Genomic DNA, 18,066 nt, shown 5'->3' with positions numbered 1-18,066 from the left:
AATGGGCAAAATAAAAAAAGGAGCCCGATGGACTCCTTGATTTTCAGATTATTAGCAATCAGTACAATTATTGCTCACCAGAGGCCGCTTGCGCTTCGTTGCGCTCGTAAATCAGGATAGGTGCAGACTCACCATTCACTACAGATTCATCGACAACGGCCTTTACTACGCCCTCAATTGAAGGAATATCGTACATAGTATCGAGTAAGATACCTTCAACGATCGAACGTAGACCACGGGCACCGGTTTTGCGAGACATGGCTTTATGTGCAATCGCTTTGAGCGCATCTTCGCGAAACTCTAGCTCAACACCTTCCATCTCAAACAGCGCATTGTACTGTTTTGTCAGCGCGTTTTTAGGCTCAGACAGGATTTGCACTAAGGCTTCCTCGTCCAGCTCGGTCAGCGTCGCGACAACGGGCAGACGGCCGATAAACTCAGGGATCAAGCCATATTTGACTAAATCTTCGGGTTCGACTTGGGATAAGGTTTGCGAAATCGTTGCCTTATCTTTCTCGCCCTTAACCTGCGCACCAAAACCGATACCTGAACCTACATGAGCACGCTGTTCAATCACCTTCTCAAGGCCAGCAAATGCACCACCACAGATAAACAGGATCTTAGAGGTATCTACCTGTAAGAACTCTTGTTGTGGATGCTTGCGACCACCTTGAGGCGGAACCGCGGCAACTGTACCTTCGATAAGCTTCAGCAGTGCTTGCTGCACGCCTTCACCCGATACGTCACGGGTAATCGATGGGTTATCCGATTTACGGCTGATCTTGTCGATTTCGTCGATATAGACAATACCGCGCTGTGCCTTTTCAACATCGTAATCGCACTTTTGCAGCAGCTTTTGAATGATGTTTTCAACGTCTTCACCCACATAACCCGCTTCGGTTAAGGTGGTGGCATCTGCCATAGTAAACGGGACATTCAATGAGCGCGCGAGCGTTTCAGCCAGCAGCGTCTTACCACTGCCCGTTGGACCAATCAGCAGAATGTTACTCTTGCCTAATTCCACGCCATCTTTAGGAGAAGAATTTCTCAGGCGCTTATAGTGATTGTACACAGCGACAGACAGCACTTTTTTGGCTCTGTCCTGACCAATCACATAATCGTCTAAATGCGCACGCAACTCATGTGGCGTTGGCAATTTATCATTATCACGCTTAGGGGAGATTTCTTTAATCTCTTCACGAATGATGTCGTTGCATAATTCAACACATTCGTCGCATACGTATACTGATGGGCCTGCAATCAGTTTTCTGACTTCATGCTGGCTCTTACCGCAAAAAGAGCAGTACAGCAATTTACCGCTGTCACCATTATTTTTGTTGTCGCCCATTAATTACCTCATTTGCAGTCTGCTCTACTGCTTGTCTTAAACTTGCTAACCCTTTACTGGGCTTTGCTTAAATAGAGCATAGCCCAGTCAAAAGTAAAAATCAGCCGCGTTTAGTCATCACTGCGTCAACTAAACCATATTCAACAGCTTGAGTCGCACTCATGAAGTTGTCGCGGTCGGTATCACGTTCTATCACTTCGAGTGGCTGGCCAGTGTGCTCTGACAACATCAGGTTCAGTTTATGCTTGATGCCTAAGATCTCTTGGGCATGAATCGCAATATCAGAAGCCTGACCTTGGAATCCACCCAGTGGTTGGTGGATCATCACGCGAGAGTTAGGTAAGCAGAAACGCTTGCCCTTTTCGCCGCCTGCTAATAAAAACGCGCCCATGCTGGCCGCTTGACCGATACACACAGTGCTGACGTTCGGCTTAATAAACTGCATGGTATCGTAAATCGCCATGCCCGCAGTGACTGAGCCACCGGGTGAGTTGATATATAAGAAGATATCTTTATCTGGGCTTTCTGACTCGAGGAATAGCAACTGCGCCACAATCAGATTCGCCATATGCTCTTCAACTTGACCCACTAAAAAGATAATCCGCTCTTTTAACAGACGAGAATAAATATCGAATGAGCGTTCACCCTTAGCCGTCTGTTCGATCACCATAGGCACTAAAGCACTTTGTATGTCTGACGCATTATGCATTATTCGTTTCCCTAAATAAAAATGGCTCGCATGAGGAGCCTCATACGAGCCATTATAAATGGCGAACTGCCAATCAAGTCAAGCTTAGGTTATGCGCGACCTGTAGCCTTGTTCATAAATTCTTCAAAAGCGACTTCTTTTTCGGTCACTTTGGCAGATTTCAGCAGTGCTTCAACAGCTTGCTCTTCAAGCGCAACGTTGCGCATGTTTTGCATCAGCTCTTTGTTGCTGTTGTAATACGCAACAACTTCACTTGGATCTTCGTATGCAGAAGCCATAGAAGCGATTAACGCTTGTACACGATCATCTTCCGCTTTCAGCTCGTTAGTCTTGATAACTTCGCCTAATAACAGACCGATTTTCACGCGACGAGCCGCTTGCTCAGTGAATAATTCAGCTGGCAGTTCTGGCATGTTAGCTGTTTGACCGCCGAAACGTTGCATCGCTTGTTGACGCAGTACGTTAACTTCGCCATCGATCAGTGCTTTTGGCAGTTCGATGTCGTTGTTAGCTAATAAACCAGTGATCACTTGCTCTTTCACGTTTGCTTTTAACGCTTGCTCAAGTTCACGGTTCATGTTCTTACGGATTTCAGTTTTCAGCGCTTCTAAGCCACCTTCGCTGATACCGAATAATGCAGCAAACTCATCGTTTACTTCTGGTAAGTTAGCCGCTAACACTTCAGTTAGAGTGATAGCAAACTTAGCCGCTTTACCTTTTAAGTTTTCAGCGTGATATTCCTCTGGGAAAGTCACGTCGATAACGAATTCTTCACCGGCTTTGTGACCTAAGATACCCGCTTCGAAACCAGGGATCATACGGCCACTGCCTAATTGCAGTTCGAAATCGTCAGCTTTACCGCCTTCGAATTCAACACCGTCAACTGAACCAACAAAGTTCATTTTCACTTTGTCGCCGTCAGCCGCTTCACGCTCAACAGCGGCGAAAGTCGCGTGTTGCTTACGTAAGGTTTCGATCATGCTGTCTACGTCAGCATCGGTTACAGACGCTTTTGGTTGTTCTACTTCGATTGCATCTAAACCTTTCAGCTCAACTTCTGGGTAGATTTCGAAAGTCGCTACGAATTCGAATTTTTCACCGTCAGTCGCACCAGGTACGAAAGTTGGTGCGCCAGCTGGGTTTAATTTCTCAGCGATGATCGCTTCGATAAAGTTACGTTGCATCACTTCACCAGTGATGTCTTGACGAATAGCGGCGCCATAACGTTTGTTGATTACAGTAACAGGCACTTTGCCAGGACGGAAACCTGGGATACGAGCACGCTTAGCTTCACGTTGTAAACTGTCTTTAACCAGTTTTTCAATTTGTTCAGCAGGAACAGAAATGGTCAGGCGACGCTCTAGGCCTTGGGTTGCTTCAACAGAAACTTGCATTGTTTTACCTCGAAATTTGTCTAACGTCCTTTGTAATAGTCGAGTCATCAACTATTCAGGTATTCGTTTCTTGATCATTAAATTTGACTACAATGCCCACCACTATTGGCTTTCGGCACAGGTCGCTGTTAGTTGATATCTATCAAGACGCGACATTATAGCCACCGTTTTGTGCAGAGTCGAGCCTCTACGGCCGAATCTAGGGTATAAAAAAAGCGACCAGAGGTCGCTTTTTTTATTTTGTACTCAAAGTACTTAAAAATGGGGTGACTGATGGGGCTCGAACCCACGACAACCGGAATCACAATCCGGGACTCTACCAACTGAGCTACAATCACCACTGAAACTGGCACGCCCGGCAGGATTCGAACCTGCGACCATCCGCTTAGAAGGCGGATGCTCTATCCAACTGAGCTACGGGCGCATGGTTTACAGACTCTGCTGTATCCTAACCTACGTGGGATAACTAACTTAGGTTATCCGCTATTATCCGCTCAAATTAACTGAATAATCATGAGCCAATAATATTAAAGTGGTCGGTGATAGAGGATTCGAACCTCTGACCCTCTGGTCCCAAACCAGATGCGCTACCGGACTGCGCTAATCACCGAGAATCATTCTTTTCAGAGCAAATGAGCACATCTGCTTGAGAACGGAGCGCATCTTAGCCCCTCACTTTGCACCCGTCAACGATTTTTTTAAGCATTCAAACTAGATGCTGAATTATCAGGCGAATACGCCTGTTTTTATCCATTTCGCCGCGGCTTTCACCATGACACACCCGCAACGCCCTGTTAAAATAGCCGCGATTGCCACTCTCTGTGTTAACGACAGTTTTCACCATCGCCCATATAAAGGATATCCTACACCCATGACAGCCCAAATAATCGACGGCAAGGCGATTGCTCAATCCATCCGCACACAACTTCGCGAAAAAGTAACCGCCCGCAAAGAGGCAGGACAACGCGTACCAGGTTTAGCCGTCATTCTCGTGGGAGCCGACCCCGCTTCTCAGGTTTATGTTGGTAGTAAACGTAAAGCCTGTGAAGAAGTGGGATTTATTTCTCGCTCCTACGATCTCGATACCAGTTATACCGAAGAAGCCTTATTAGCCCTTATCGACGAACTCAACGATGATCCGACGATCGACGGTATCTTAGTGCAGCTTCCTCTGCCTGCGCATATTGAAGACTCTAAAGTGATCGAGCGCATTCGTCCCGATAAAGATGTCGACGGTTTCCACCCCTATAACGTTGGCCGTTTAGCCCAGCGCATTCCCGTATTACGTTCATGCACCCCAATGGGGATCATGACCTTAATCAAATCAACGGGTGTCGATACCTATGGACTAGATGCCGTTGTAGTGGGCGCATCAAATATTGTCGGTCGCCCAATGACACTGGAGCTACTGCTTGCGGGCTGCACCACAACCACATGCCATCGTTTTACAAAAAATCTCGAACAAAAAATCCGTCAGGCAGATTTAGTCGTGGTAGCCGTGGGTAAACCGGGCTTTATCCCAGGTGAATGGATTAAACCCGGCGCGATTGTTATCGATGTGGGCATCAACCGCTTAGAAAACGGCACCTTAGTGGGCGATGTGCAATATGAGGTTGCTGCGCAAAACGCCAGCTTTATCACCCCAGTACCCGGTGGTGTTGGCCCTATGACGATTGCCAGCCTACTTGAGAATACCCTGTATGCGGCCGAGCAATATCACGACTAATCTGCTTCGCTATCGTGTAGATAATGGCTTAGATTATGACGTAAGTTATGGCGTAAATCGCAGCATTTAAACCTGCTATTTAGCCATCTAAGCTCCAGTAGTCTGTGACGCAATAACGTGAGCTTAATCAAACGCGTGAGGCCATAAAAAAACCTGCCATTGGCAGGTTTTTTATTATCGATGCAAATCTAACTTAGGCGATGGGATTATTTCTTACGCCAACTTATTTCTTACGCCAAGTAGTACCGCTTGGACCATCTTCTAAGACTACACCAAGCTCATTTAAACGATTACGCGCAACATCAGCCGCAGGCCAATCTTTCTCGGCGCGGGCACGATTACGCTCAACGATAAGCGCTTCAATCTCTGCCACTTCATCATCGCTACCTTCGCCTTTAAAGAAGGCATCGGGCGCTTGGTGCAATAAGCCCAATACATCGGCCAGTTGCTTCATGGCAACGGCCATAGCTGACGCCTGCGCCATATCAGTGGTTTTCAAGCGGTTGATCTCACGTACCATATCAAACAGCACTGAATAAGCTTCTGGCGTATTAAAGTCATCGTCCATGGCCGCTTTAAACTTAGCGACAAACTCTTCCGCAGGTGCTGCTGTAACAGTCAGGTCAACATCTTTAATCGCAGTGTATAAACGCTCTAGGGCGGCACGCGCCTGCTTGAGGTTTTCTTCTGAGTAGTTGATTTGACTACGATAATGACCCGATAGCAGGAAGTAACGCACAGTTTCAGCGTCGTAATGGCCTAATACATCACGAATGGTGAAGAAGTTACCTAAAGACTTTGACATCTTCTCGCGATCAACCATCACCATGCCAGTGTGCATCCAGTAATTCACGTATGGCGTATCATGGGCGCAGCAAGACTGAGCAATTTCGTTCTCATGGTGCGGGAATTGTAAATCTGAGCCGCCACCGTGAATATCGAAATGCAGACCTAAGTGCTTGCTATTCATTGCCGAACATTCGATATGCCAGCCTGGACGACCCGGTCCCCATGGCGATTCCCATGTTGGCTCGCCCGGTTTAGACATTTTCCACAGCACGAAATCCATTGGATTTTGCTTGTTATCGTCAACCTCAACCCGTGCACCCGCCTGTAATTGCTCCAGGTTCTGGCCTGATAGGCGGCCGTATTCAGGGAAAGAGGCCACACTGAACAGCACATCGCCATCGGCAGCCACATAGGCATGCCCGCGAGCCAGTAAACGCTCAACCATATCGATAATTTCGGCAATGTGCAGAGTGGCACGTGGCTCGAAATCGGGACGGATCATATTCAGCGCATCGAAATCCTTGTGCATTTCACCAATCAAGCGATCGGTTAAGGTATTGCAATCTTCTTGATTTTCGTTGGCGCGTTTGATGATTTTGTCATCAATGTCGGTGATGTTACGTTGAAAATTCACCTCATAACCCGCGTAACGCAGGTAGCGAACGATCATATCGAAGGAAACAAAAGTACGCCCATGGCCAATATGACACAAATCGTATACGGTCACTCCGCATACATACATCCCAACTTTTCCGGGAGTAATTGGCTTAAATTCCTGTTTTTGGCGGGTAATACTGTTGTAAATCTTCAACATCGGCATTCTCTTCAATGATAGATTCGAGTGTAAAATCAAGGGGTCAGTCTACCACGCTGACGAGGGTTTTGAATACTGCACTTTGCGTGCAATCCGAGATAAGTTAGAATCGCGCCACTATTTACTGAGAGTATGAAAACATGATCACATTACACACTAATTTTGGCGACATTAAACTGCAACTGAACGCCGAAAAAGCACCGCTGACCGTGGCAAACTTTATGAAATATGTTGACGAAGGTTTCTTCGACGGCACCATTTTCCACCGTGTAATTGACGGCTTTATGATCCAAGGCGGTGGCTTTACCGCTGAAATGAGCCAAAAACGTTGCCATGAGCCAGTGAAAAACGAAGCCAACAATGGTTTATCAAACCGTACTGGTACTATCGCGATGGCGCGTACTTCAGATCCACACTCAGCGACGGCTCAATTCTTCATCAACGTCAACGATAACACCTTCCTCGATTTCAAATCTGAAAGCATGCAAGGCTGGGGTTACTGCGTATTTGGTGAAGTGGTTGAAGGCATGGACATCGTTGAAAAAATCAAAGCTGTCAGCACTGGTAACCGTGGCATGCACCAAGATGTGCCATTAGAAGCGGTTGTGATTGAAAAAGTCAGTGCGGCCTAATTCCCTAGGATGCGGACCTTATTTATTGGCGATCTGCACTTAAGTGCCGATCGCCTCGATATCACCCAAGCCTTTAATCGTTTCCTCGATACAGAACTTGATGATGCCGATGCCCTCTACATTCTGGGGGATTTATTTGAGGTATGGGTCGGCGACGATTTAGCCGCGCCTTTTGCCCTCGAATTAGCGCGCAAGCTCAAGCAAGTCTCCCAAAGATTGCCCATCTACTTTATTCACGGTAATCGTGACTTTATGTTAGGCAAACAATTTGCCGATGCTGCGGGTATGCAAATATTGCCCGAAGTCACTTGCTTAGATCTCTATGGTGTTAATACGGTTATCTTACACGGCGATAGCCTGTGTACCTTAGATAAAGCCTACCAACGCTTTCGCAAATTACGCAGTTTTGCCTTTGCCCGTTGGCTGTATAGCTGTTTGCCGAAGAAAAAACGTCAAGCCATTGCCAATAAGATCCGCAGCAATAGTCAGAGCAGCAATCAACAAAAAAGCTATGTCATCATGGATGTGGAACCGAGTGCGGTGGATGCGTTATTTGCCCAGACCCACTGCAAGCAGATGATCCACGGTCATACCCACAGACCCGCCATCCACGAGTTAAATAATGGCTGTAAACGTATTGTGGTCGGTGATTGGTACGAGCAAGGCAGTGTGTTGGTGGTCAGCGCCGACGGCGTAGATTTAAAAAGCCTGCCCTTTGACGCCAGCTAAGCACCTATAGCGCCCTCACCATTAACACATTGAACCGCTTAGGCCTCATACCTGAATATGGTTGAGGCCGCTACTTGTATTGCCACTAGGCAACTGAGAGTTATTGCCACTAGGCAACTAAGGGTTGACCACTGTGGAAATGAAACTCGTCATCAGGCGCCATAATTAATTCGGCTTCCCTCTCGCCAAAATAAGCGACCCGTTCAGTAATATCTTCCGTTGAAACCAGCTGCGCCAGCTTAAGATAATCCTCAAAATGACGCGCCTCAGAGCGCAGCAAGGACACATAAAACTTACTTAACTCTGGATCCAAGTAAGGCGCTAATTTAGCAAAGCGCTCACAGGAGCGCGCCTCAATATACGCACCCACAATCAATTTATCCCGCAGAATATCCTTCTCATGGGTGGTGACGTGGCTCATCATGCCCTTTGCGTAACGTCCCGCGCGAATATTGCGATACGTAATGTGCCGTGCATGCATCAGCTCCAGCACTTGCTCAAAATGATGGAATTCTTCTTTTATCAAACGGATCAGTGGCGGGATAAGATCCTGAGCAAAGGCAAAATGTTGATTCGGCTGTAGATTGGCAACCAGCTCGTTCTTTTTGACATCACGAGCCAAAAACTGCTCGATATCGCGGTCCTTGTGATAAACAAATTCCTCATAGGGTTTCGCCCACGCCAATAGCGATTGCCCGCTGTCTTTATCCAAGGCATATCGCCTCAATAAGAACATCGCAGTCTGCGCCGCTTTTAGCTCACAATTACAATGGTCGATTAAGAGTTCATCTAACGAGGCAGAGGCTCTTGCCATATCAATCCAAGTTTGCGGCGTCTCACAACGAAGAAACGCATGAACAGGTGCCAATAATTGCTGCATGGGATCACTCAAAATCATTAAAAAAATATCGTCATATTTTACGCGTAATTATCGACAAGCTATAGCTTTACACCGCAGTAAACTTGACGAGATGAACTTTTTGTTCAATAAATAATCTACACCTTAAGAACTGAGATCCTGATCACATAGCATCTCAATTCGGAGTGTACACAGTCGGGCGTTGAGGGATAGGAGAGCGTTTAACCCTGATTGTAGAGCTGTTGTCAGCTCGTCTGACGTTTGGCGAGCCATCATCAATGCTGAACAAGGATAATTATAATGATACTGAATCACTTAATGGGGTTATACACTCATCCAAAACAAGAGTGGCACGCGATTGAGAAGAATCACGAGGCACTCAAAAGTAGTTTAAGTCACGTTATTCTCATCGCACTCATTCCGGCGGTTTGTAGCTTTATCGCCACCGCATATATTGGTTGGAATCCGGGTTCGGGTGATCCGATTTATCTCACACCACAAAGCGCCATGTTTATGTCTGTGGGAATGTACTTTGGCCTGATTGTAGGTGTCTTTGCCCTCGCCTATTTAGCCTATTGGATGGCAAAAACCTTCGATGCCCAGCCAACTTTCACCCAAGCATTAGAACTCGCATCCTACACTGCAACACCGCTGTTTATGGTCGGTCTGGCAGCCCTCTACCCGGTACTCTGGTTTATTATGATTGTTGGGTTGATTGGCTTAGCCTACTCGGTTTATCTGCTGTACGCAGGTGTGCCTATCATTATGAATATCCCTGAAGAGAAAGGCTTTATTTACGCCAGTTCTATGGTCACTGCGGGTTTAGTGCTCTTGGTCGGTTTAATGGCCACCAGCGTTATCCTCTGGAGCATTGGCTTTGGCCCTATGTATCAATAAGGTATCAGTAGACGTTTAGTCAACATGCAACAGATGGCTTAAAAGAAGCGATAACAGCTGATAAAAATTGTGACATCTAAAAGATGTAAAAAAGCAAAGGCCCTTAGGTTTTATATCACTAAGGGCCTTTTTATTCGTTAATGCAGTTTGTTGCTAGCAGCGACAGCAATGAATCATAGAGTGACAACCATTACTCGCGACTAACGACTTGCTATTCAAACGAGTCACGCAGTGCAACTGTTAGGTTAAAGACTAAATGCTCGGCAGATGAGTCTTTATTGTCAGCACAGAAATAACCTTCACGCTCAAACTGGTATGCTTTTTCCGCTGGCGCATTAACAAGACTTGCCTCAACTAAACCATTAACCACTTCAAGTGAGTTAGGGTTAAGCACTTCATCCACTGTCTCTGCTGCTGCAGGATTTGGATCCGTGAACAAGCGTTGGTATAAACGGAATTCCGCAGGTTTGGCCGTAGTGGCTTCAACCCAATGGATTACGCCTTTTACCTTGCGACCATCGGCAGGGTTTTTACCTAAAGTATCCGCATCGTAGCTGCAGTAAACCGTGGTGATATTGCCGTCACTGTCTTTGTCACAACGCTCAGCTTTAATCACATAAGCGTTACGCAGGCGCACTTCTTTGCCCATTACTAGACGCTTGTATTGCTTATTGGCTTCTTCTCTGAAATCCGCCACATCAATATACAGTTCACGGCCAAAGGCAAGTTCGCGTGTACCCATGCTTTCATCGCTTGGGTGAGAAGCCGCTTGAATCGTCTCGATTTGACCTTCTGGGTAGTTCTCAATCACGACTTTCAATGGGCGCAGTACGGCCATCGCACGTGGCGCATGCTCGTTAAGCTCTTCACGGATGCAAGCATCCAGCATTGCCGCTTCAATCATGTTTTCTTGCTTAGTGATACCAATACGTTGGCAAAACTCGCGGATAGACGCAGGGGTATAACCACGACGACGCAGGCCAGCAATTGTTGGCATACGAGGGTCATCCCATCCAGAGACTAACTTACGCGTCACTAAGTCATTCAATTTACGCTTAGACATCAGCGTATATTCAAGATTTAAGCGAGAAAATTCGTACTGACGAGTACGGTTAGGCGCTTGGAAATCATCTAAATTGTCAAGAACCCAATCGTAAAGACGACGGTTGTCTTGGAACTCAAGCGTACATAACGAGTGAGTAATGTGCTCCAGCGCATCGGAGATACAGTGAGTAAAGTCGTACATTGGGTAAATGCACCACTTGTCACCTGTTTGATGATGGTGAGCAAAACGAATACGGTAAATCACCGGATCGCGCATACACATGAAAGGCGATGCCATGTCGATTTTGGCACGCAGCGCACACTCACCTTCTTTGAATTCACCCTTACGCATTTTTTCAAATAATTGCAGGTTTTCTTCAACGGAAGTGTCACGGTACGGGCTGTTTTTACCCGGCTCTTTTAAGGTGCCACGGTATTCGCGGGTTTCATCAGCATTGAGGAAACACACATAGGCTAAGCCCTTGTTGATCAACTCAACCGCGTATTGGTGTAATTGGTCGAAATAGTTAGAGGAATAACGAACCTCACCATCCCACTGGAATCCCAACCAACGCACATCCGCCTGAATAGAATTAACATAATCGATGTCTTCTTTTTCAGGATTGGTATCATCAAAACGTAAATTACAAAGGCCTTGGTAATCTCGCGCGATGCCGAAGTTCAAACAGATAGACTTAGCATGACCAATATGCAGATAACCATTTGGCTCGGGAGGAAAACGCGTCTGCACACTAGTGTGCTTACCGCTTTTCAGATCCTCATCAATGATATTACGGATAAAGTTACTCGGACGTACTTCAGTGTCCACATGACTCATGGAATTCCTCTTTGCGAACAATGGCAATTTTAACAAAACCCGCATGATCCTACAGATCTCGGCCAGTTACAATGCCCAGTATAAAAAACTATGGTTTATGGCATGGATAGTAAAACAATAAAAGCAGCCATGAAAGCTGCTTTTATCTTTGTCATTACTAAGCTGACATTTATTACTCAGCGGTTACTCGGTAATGATCCTAACGCCAGGAATGATCTGTTGGGTTCTACGGCCCTTACGTTTGAGCCACAGATAGAACGCCACAAGTGCCACGAGGAAGAAACCAATCCACAGACTCGATTGCAGTGGATGCGCGCCAAAGGTCGCCGCTTGGTAAGCAATGGTTGCACTGCCGTAGGCCAGTGAGAATGTCCAAGTGGCAGCAAAGGTTGCCCAGCGAGTACCAAACTCATTCACTAAGGCGCCCATCGCGGCGACACAGGGTGTATAGAGTAAGATAAACAGCAGATAAGCAAACGCCGCGACCTTAGTGGTAAAGCCTGACTGTAAGGCACTAAAGGTTGATGTTGCGACGCCTTGCGCCTCTGCGGCAACATCGGTACTCGAGACATCACCCACAGATAACTTAAGCGGATCTTCCAAATCTAAACCGAATAAGTTAGCAGGAATCGTCGCCAACGCTTCACTGAAACTGTCAGCCAATGGTGTTAATTCGCCATCGTCATGGGCGGCATTGGTATACAAGCTGTTGAGTGTACCGACTACCGCTTCTTTAGCGAAAATACCCGTGATAATCCCCACAGTCGCAGGCCAGTTATCTTGCTCAATCCCCATTGGAGCAAAGATAGGGGTGACTTTTTGGCTCGCCACACTTAGGAGTGACGCTTGGCTATCTTCATGGCCAAAAGTGCCATCAACCCCAATCGCATTGATAAAGTTGAGCAGTGTCACTACTAGTACGATAGTTTTACCCGCACCTAAGATAAAGCTCTTAGTTCGCTTACCAGTACGCACCATCACGGCTTTAAATTTAGGTAGTTCATAGCTTGGCAGCTCCATCACCACCGCACTGCTAGTGCCGGGTAATAAGGTGCTGCGCAGTAATAATCCAGTGCCAATCGCCGCAAAAATCCCAATCACATACAGTAAAAACACTAGGTTTTGACCAGAATCAGGGAAGAAGGCCGCCGCAAATAGCGCATACACAGGTAAACGCGCACCGCAGGACATAAAGGGAGCCATCATACCTGTCACGATACGCTCACGCTCACTGCCTAAGGTACGAGTCGCCATAATGGCTGGCACCGAACACCCAAAGCCCACAATCATTGGCACGAAGGCTTTACCCGGTAAGCCAATACGGCGCATTAAGCCATCCACAACGAATGCGGCGCGGGCCATATAGCCTGAGCTTTCAAGAATGGATAAGCCGAGGAATAGCGCTGCGATAACCGGAATAAAGGTAGAAACGGTTTGAATACCTTGACCGACACCACCCGCAAGAATAGTCACAAGCCATGCCGGCGCGCCCATGTTGCCAAGCAATGCACCAAAATGGTCTACCAACAATGCACCAACAAACACATCGAAGAAATCGATAAATGCACTGCCAATGTTGATGCTGAACATAAACATCAGATACATGACAAATAAGAACACCGGAATGCCAAGTACGGGATGTAAAACTAATTTATCAAGTTTATCGCTCAGTGTTAGGAAGCCATCTGCTTTCACTGAACCTTGGAATACACGCTCGACAAAGTTAAAACGTGTCGTTGCGACCAGTACTTCGATATCATGCCCTTGCTGCGCAATTTGCTGGGTGCAAGTATTCACTTCATCCTGAAGCTCAGCGTTTTTACAACTGCCACAACCAGAACCATTACCTAACATCGCCAAGGCGCGGCCACGGCTTAAGTTGGGGTCTTTACTGCAAAGGAGTTGCACGCCCGCTTCAATTTGTTCGTCGTAATCGAGTATCAAAGGTGCTTCTGATACGCGGCCTTGGAGTAAGTCCAATACCTGCGCTTGCACTTTGGCCACATCGGCAGGGTCGCGAGAACACACGCCAATCACAGGACAACCTAACTCTTGACTCATTTTCTTTAAATCGACACGGATCCCACGCTTGATGGCCGCATCGATTTTATTCAATACCACCACCATAGGAATAGACAGCTCGCGAAGCTGTGCCGTCAAATAGAGGTGACGCTCGATATTGGTCGCATCGACTAAGTTAATGATGCCATCGACACGTTGTTCGGCGAGGTACTGCTGAGCGATCTGCTCATCGAGGGAACAATCACAACTGTTACCCGCAGGGAGTAAATCATAAATGCCGGGTAAGTCAGTTAAGTAAACGTCGGCGCCATTAAGGGTAAAATGACCGGTTTTTTTCTCAACGGTCACACCAGACCAGTTGCCAACTTGTTGATTCGCGCCTGTAAGCGCGTTAAAGAGTGTTGATTTTCCCGCGTTTGGGTTACCAACAGTGACGCAATGAAACTGCTTAGTCATTCGCCTTTTCCACCTCTATGATGTCTGCCAGATCTCTGCGCATACAAAGCTTACTGCCACGAATATCCAACTCTAAACCAGAGCCCATTGGCGCTCTGCGGATCAACGAAAATCGTGTATTTGGGGTGATACCCATGGATAATAATTTACGCTTCACTGTCTGCGGCAGATCTAATCGCCCGATTTCAGAAATAATGCCACGGTCACCGGGACTGAGTTCGCTTAACTTCATTACCTATTTCACCTTGTAACAGCTTCAGCTTGAAAAACTGCGCCCATTGTATCTGAGCGATGGCTCTAATAACTTTACCTAGATCAAGCTTTATGACTGGTAACGATAATAGTTTTCAATTGTGTTGAGTATTATGTGACAAAAATCTCAATGAATAAACGCCTGACCAAAAATAAAAATCCCCATAAAGGTACATCACGCAGTGCAAGTTAGAGTAAAAGTCAACGAGCTGTAAACGAGTACCCCGCAAACCAAAGTGAGAACAAGATCACACTTCGTTATTTATCACGAGCAAAATCATCCTTCTTTACTGTCAATGCCCACAAAAATGTTACGCGAATGTCGCAAATTTGTTCTAGTATTAATCAGCTAAATTAGCGATGTCGAAAGCTTGAAAAATAACAAATAAAACGCACTCGGGAATAGATGAACATGGATATTGGGTTAAAGTTCAAAAGCATAACTCAGGTTATGCTTGCTGTGATGTTATCGATACTCAGCCTTTCAACGTTAGCGACACCTTGGGATGACAAGCCCCCCGAGGAGGTCGTCGCGACTTTGGACAAGAAATTTGCCGAAGGTAAGTACTCGGCCAAAGGAGCAGACACTTGCCTGATGTGCCATAAAAAAAGTGCCACTGTAATGGCTATTTTTGATGGCGTACATGGTAATCCCAATATCAAAGATTCCCCCATGGCCGACTTACAGTGTGAGGCTTGCCATGGCCCGCTCGGTAATCATAATAAGGGCGGCAAAGAGCCGATGATCACCTTCGGCCAGAATTCCCCCGTTCCCGCACAAAAACAAAACAGTGTCTGCATGAGTTGCCATAACGACGATCAACGCATCGCGTGGAAAGGGAACCACCATGACAATGCCGATATCCCCTGCAGTAGCTGCCACCAAGTACACGTAGCAAAAGACCCTATCAGCGACAAAGCCAACGAAGTGGCGATTTGTACCCAATGCCACACTCAACAAAAGGCGGATATGCACAAACGCTCATCCCATCCACTGCAATGGCAACAAATGGTCTGTAGCGATTGCCACAATCCCCATGGCAGTTTAAATGATGCCAGTCTCAAACAAATGAGCGTCAACGAAAACTGTTACAGCTGCCACGCCGAAAAACGCGGTCCTAAATTGTGGGAACATGCGCCAGTCACCGATAATTGCGCGAACTGCCATAACCCCCACGGCAGCGTCAACGAATCCATGCTCATTAGTAAACCGCCACAGTTATGCCAACAGTGCCACGCCTCCGATGGCCACAGCAGTAATGCTTACTTTGGTAATCAAACCAACGCCTTCACCTCGGGTAATTCCTGTATGAATTGCCATGGACAAGTGCATGGTTCAAACCATCCATCCGGCAAGTTGCTCCAGAGATAACAAGGGAATGATCATGCAAATAATGAACATATCGACTCCTAAAGCTTGTTTCTCACTCACATTAGTGGCTTGGGCGATTAGTGGCGTACTCAACACGGCCCATGCTGAAGGATATGAAATCCAAAAAGCGAATCGCAGTGGCATAAAAAGTGAGGCTTGGAGCTGTAAGCAATGCCAGACCAAGACGGGGCGCCAAGGCAACGTCAGCGCCACGCTCGCCTACAATGACGGCGAAGATAGCCGTTTTGGTAATCGGACTGGCACGGATAAGGATGGCTTGGTCGGTGCCGTGGGCGCCGATATGCAATACCAAGCTGAGAGTGGTTACCAAACTAGGCTTGAGGCCGAAAAACTGGGATTTGATACGGGTTCTGCCAAGCTCACTACAGGCCAACCCGGGCACTATCAAATCCAATTGGGTTATAAAGGGCTCGCAAATTACCAATACAATCAGCTAAAAAGCCCTTATCTCACCGATAACGATAAGATGCTCTTACCTGATAATTGGGTTGAGGGAGCAACGACCCAATCCATGCCGTTGCTGCAATCGAGTTTAATCGAGCAGGACTTAAGCATTACGCGGGATAGATTTAACCTCGGCGGTTACTATGCTGGCCATATCTCATCGAGCAGCCGCTACAAAGCCTCGGTAAACTACCAGCATGAAAACCGCAGCGGCGCGAAAAAGACCAGCGCAAATATTCTCACTAACAGTGTGATGTTGGCGCAGCCAATCGATGACAGCACAGATGAAATCGATGCCAGAGTCTATTTTGGCGGCGCAGGCTGGCAAGCGGGCATAAACAGCCAGATCAGCCAATACAAGAATGACCATCAGGCGCTGCTATGGCAATCGGCCTATACTCCCACCTTTGGTGCGGCCTACTTTGGACAAAATGCTGTTGACCCTGATAACAAGGCCTATCGGATCGCCGCCGAGGCCAGTGGTGGCCAAAATGGCCATAACATCCTAATGCATGCGGGTATCAGCAAAATGTCACAGGATGAAGCTTTTCTTCCCGCGACCATTAATGGCCCCTCCCCTGTACTGCCAACCGATAATTTAGATGCCCAAGTGGACATCCTAGATATGGTGCTTAAGTATTCAGGCCGCATCACACAGGATTTGAGTGTTCAAGCCAGTTATAACTATCAAGACAGGGAAAATAAGACGGCCCAACTGGATTTCCCACAGGTCGTGACCGACAGTTTTCATCAAGGCGCAAAACAAAATCGCCTCTACGATAAACGCAGCAAACAATTCGACCTTAAAGGCAAATACCGCCTAACCCCGTCAGCCTATGCTGAAGCGGGATATAGCCGTGATGAAATTATCTATTCTGAACTAGATAGGCAATCCGTTGACGAATCGGGGCTGTTTGCCAAACTCAGCTACCGTTATTCACCCGCTTGGTCAGCTTGGTTAAAGGGAGAAGCATTAGACCGCAATGGCAGTGAATACGATCCAGTGACCAGCACCCAAAGTCCGAGCAACCCTTGGCTGCGCAAATCCTACCTCGCAGACAGGAAACGTCAAAAAGTCACCCTACACACAGATTATCAAAGTGATATCGGCTTATCTGTGGGAGCGAGTTTACACAGCATCGATGATGACTATGACCACACCTTGGTCGGGCTCACCCAAGTCTCTTACCTTGGCTATGACGTTTCAGCACAGTATTTGATTAGCGATAATTTGAGTGTCAACGGCTATCTCAACCAAGACTGGCGCGATTCCGATCAGGCAGGAAGCAATCGTTTCTCAACCCCAGATTGGTACAGCACATCTGAAGAGAAATCGACCCTGATTGGCGCGGGTATCGCCTATCAAAACCTGTTGGATAATCGTTTAGATCTGGGCTTGGACTACAGCTACTCCGACGGCCAAAGCGACACCGAAGTCACCTACGGTATCAACAGTCCCTACGGTGACTATTACAGCCGCAAGCACAATATTAACGCCTATGCCAAATATAAGCTGGCCGACAGTATGTCGTTACGCTTCGATTGGTTGTTCGAGAAATATCATGATGCAAACTGGCAAAACCAAAACACCACTTGGGACACAGTCCCCAATGTGCTCAGTTTTGGCGACATCAGCCACGACTACAATGCTCATTACTTAGGTTTGACCTTAAGCTACCAAATGTAACTTAGGCACTGACAGCGTATTCCAAGGATAGAA

14 protein-coding genes and 3 tRNA genes are annotated in these 18,066 nt (G+C 46.9%); 6 read left to right on the top strand and 11 right to left on the bottom strand.

Annotated elements, in window-relative coordinates; translation table 11 throughout:
* Positions 1-67: 67 nt before the first annotated feature.
* The 6 genes from clpX to M0415_RS02460 form a co-directional block, all read right to left on the bottom strand.
* Entirely contained in the window at positions 68-1,348 is a 1,281-nt protein-coding gene (gene clpX / locus M0415_RS02485) for an ATP-dependent protease ATP-binding subunit ClpX (protein WP_011717549.1), read from the bottom strand.
* 100 nt (positions 1,349-1,448) lie between these two features.
* Positions 1,449-2,057 (bottom strand): ATP-dependent Clp endopeptidase proteolytic subunit ClpP, encoded by a 609-nt coding sequence (gene clpP, locus M0415_RS02480; protein WP_011717550.1) that lies wholly within the window; start codon positions 2,055-2,057, stop codon positions 1,449-1,451.
* 89 nt (positions 2,058-2,146) lie between these two features.
* Positions 2,147-3,451, bottom strand: a complete 1,305-nt coding sequence (gene tig, locus M0415_RS02475) for a trigger factor (RefSeq protein ID WP_249555793.1) — start codon at positions 3,449-3,451, stop codon at positions 2,147-2,149.
* Between the two features lie 262 nt (positions 3,452-3,713).
* A tRNA-His gene (locus M0415_RS02470) sits at positions 3,714-3,789 on the bottom strand.
* Positions 3,790-3,798: 9 nt separating this feature from the next.
* A tRNA-Arg gene (locus M0415_RS02465) sits at positions 3,799-3,875 on the bottom strand.
* Between the two features lie 109 nt (positions 3,876-3,984).
* A tRNA-Pro gene (locus M0415_RS02460) sits at positions 3,985-4,061 on the bottom strand.
* A gap of 261 nt (positions 4,062-4,322) precedes the next feature.
* On the opposite strand from M0415_RS02460, the gene folD reads away from it, so the two are divergent.
* On the top strand, positions 4,323-5,177 hold the full coding sequence (gene folD / locus M0415_RS02455) for a bifunctional methylenetetrahydrofolate dehydrogenase/methenyltetrahydrofolate cyclohydrolase FolD (RefSeq protein ID WP_011626601.1): 855 nt from the start codon (positions 4,323-4,325) through the stop codon (positions 5,175-5,177).
* 223 nt (positions 5,178-5,400) lie between these two features.
* Here the strand turns inward: folD and cysS are convergent, their stop codons facing one another.
* Positions 5,401-6,780, bottom strand: a complete 1,380-nt coding sequence (gene cysS / locus M0415_RS02450) for a cysteine--tRNA ligase (RefSeq protein WP_041412675.1) — start codon at positions 6,778-6,780, stop codon at positions 5,401-5,403.
* A gap of 140 nt (positions 6,781-6,920) precedes the next feature.
* On the opposite strand from cysS, the gene M0415_RS02445 reads away from it, so the two are divergent.
* Together M0415_RS02445 and M0415_RS02440 are read left to right on the top strand one after the other, a co-directional pair.
* On the top strand, positions 6,921-7,412 hold the full coding sequence (locus tag M0415_RS02445) for a peptidylprolyl isomerase (RefSeq protein ID WP_011623251.1): 492 nt from the start codon (positions 6,921-6,923) through the stop codon (positions 7,410-7,412).
* A gap of 9 nt (positions 7,413-7,421) precedes the next feature.
* Positions 7,422-8,141, top strand: coding sequence for a UDP-2,3-diacylglucosamine diphosphatase (locus M0415_RS02440; RefSeq protein ID WP_249555794.1), 720 nt, complete (start codon positions 7,422-7,424; stop codon positions 8,139-8,141).
* Between the two features lie 109 nt (positions 8,142-8,250).
* Here the strand turns inward: M0415_RS02440 and miaE are convergent, their stop codons facing one another.
* Positions 8,251-9,021, bottom strand: coding sequence for a tRNA isopentenyl-2-thiomethyl-A-37 hydroxylase MiaE (miaE, locus tag M0415_RS02435; protein WP_249555795.1), 771 nt, complete (start codon positions 9,019-9,021; stop codon positions 8,251-8,253).
* A 279-nt stretch (positions 9,022-9,300) separates the two neighbouring features.
* Between miaE and M0415_RS02430 the strand changes: the two genes are divergently transcribed.
* Positions 9,301-9,897, top strand: a complete 597-nt coding sequence (locus M0415_RS02430) for a Yip1 family protein (RefSeq protein WP_088210738.1) — start codon at positions 9,301-9,303, stop codon at positions 9,895-9,897.
* Between the two features lie 211 nt (positions 9,898-10,108).
* On the opposite strand, the gene glnS is transcribed toward M0415_RS02430, so the two are convergent.
* The 3 genes from glnS to M0415_RS02415 all read right to left on the bottom strand — a co-directional run bounded on the left by glnS (position 10,109) and on the right by M0415_RS02415 (position 14,489).
* Positions 10,109-11,779, bottom strand: coding sequence for a glutamine--tRNA ligase (gene glnS, locus M0415_RS02425; protein WP_249555796.1), 1,671 nt, complete (start codon positions 11,777-11,779; stop codon positions 10,109-10,111).
* Between the two features lie 183 nt (positions 11,780-11,962).
* Positions 11,963-14,257 carry a Fe(2+) transporter permease subunit FeoB gene (gene feoB / locus M0415_RS02420; RefSeq protein WP_249555797.1) on the bottom strand — a complete coding sequence of 765 codons (2,295 nt, stop codon included), beginning with the start codon at positions 14,255-14,257 and terminating at the stop codon, positions 11,963-11,965.
* The gene (locus M0415_RS02415) at positions 14,250-14,489 is read right to left on the bottom strand and encodes a FeoA family protein (RefSeq protein WP_011623257.1); all 240 of its coding nucleotides are present in this window, start codon (positions 14,487-14,489) and stop codon (positions 14,250-14,252) included. The genes feoB and M0415_RS02415 overlap by 8 nt, the downstream gene beginning before the upstream one ends.
* A gap of 426 nt (positions 14,490-14,915) precedes the next feature.
* Here M0415_RS02415 and M0415_RS02410 point away from each other — a divergent pair, with 426 nt between their 5' ends.
* Both M0415_RS02410 and M0415_RS02405 read left to right on the top strand, forming a co-directional pair.
* Positions 14,916-15,881, top strand: a complete 966-nt coding sequence (locus M0415_RS02410) for a DmsE family decaheme c-type cytochrome (protein ID WP_011717557.1) — start codon at positions 14,916-14,918, stop codon at positions 15,879-15,881.
* Between the two features lie 13 nt (positions 15,882-15,894).
* Positions 15,895-18,033, top strand: a complete 2,139-nt coding sequence (locus tag M0415_RS02405; RefSeq protein WP_249555798.1) for an MtrB/PioB family decaheme-associated outer membrane protein — start codon at positions 15,895-15,897, stop codon at positions 18,031-18,033.
* Positions 18,034-18,066: the final 33 nt, after the last annotated feature.

This window comes from Shewanella sp. 10B (assembly GCF_023475885.1).
Lineage (GTDB): Bacteria > Pseudomonadota > Gammaproteobacteria > Enterobacterales > Shewanellaceae > Shewanella > Shewanella mangrovisoli.
Note: the sequence above shows the minus strand (reverse complement) of the source record. Positions and strands in the feature narration are given on the sequence as shown.

Excerpts from the sequence above, each read along its gene's own strand:
- clpX (WP_011717549.1), bottom strand. The coding sequence starts at position 1,348 with ATGGGCGACAACAAAAATAATGGTGACAGCGGTAAATTGCTGTACTGC.
- clpP (WP_011717550.1), bottom strand. The coding sequence starts at position 2,057 with ATGCATAATGCGTCAGACATACAAAGTGCTTTAGTGCCTATGGTGATC.
- tig (WP_249555793.1), bottom strand. The coding sequence starts at position 3,451 with ATGCAAGTTTCTGTTGAAGCAACCCAAGGCCTAGAGCGTCGCCTGACC.
- folD (WP_011626601.1), top strand. The coding sequence starts at position 4,323 with ATGACAGCCCAAATAATCGACGGCAAGGCGATTGCTCAATCCATCCGC.
- cysS (WP_041412675.1), bottom strand. The coding sequence starts at position 6,780 with ATGTTGAAGATTTACAACAGTATTACCCGCCAAAAACAGGAATTTAAG.
- M0415_RS02445 (WP_011623251.1), top strand. The coding sequence starts at position 6,921 with ATGATCACATTACACACTAATTTTGGCGACATTAAACTGCAACTGAAC.
- M0415_RS02440 (WP_249555794.1), top strand. The coding sequence starts at position 7,422 with ATGCGGACCTTATTTATTGGCGATCTGCACTTAAGTGCCGATCGCCTC.
- miaE (WP_249555795.1), bottom strand. The coding sequence starts at position 9,021 with ATGCAGCAATTATTGGCACCTGTTCATGCGTTTCTTCGTTGTGAGACG.
- M0415_RS02430 (WP_088210738.1), top strand. The coding sequence starts at position 9,301 with ATGATACTGAATCACTTAATGGGGTTATACACTCATCCAAAACAAGAG.
- glnS (WP_249555796.1), bottom strand. The coding sequence starts at position 11,779 with ATGAGTCATGTGGACACTGAAGTACGTCCGAGTAACTTTATCCGTAAT.
- feoB (WP_249555797.1), bottom strand. The coding sequence starts at position 14,257 with ATGACTAAGCAGTTTCATTGCGTCACTGTTGGTAACCCAAACGCGGGA.
- M0415_RS02415 (WP_011623257.1), bottom strand. The coding sequence starts at position 14,489 with ATGAAGTTAAGCGAACTCAGTCCCGGTGACCGTGGCATTATTTCTGAA.
- M0415_RS02410 (WP_011717557.1), top strand. The coding sequence starts at position 14,916 with ATGAACATGGATATTGGGTTAAAGTTCAAAAGCATAACTCAGGTTATG.
- M0415_RS02405 (WP_249555798.1), top strand. The coding sequence starts at position 15,895 with ATGCAAATAATGAACATATCGACTCCTAAAGCTTGTTTCTCACTCACA.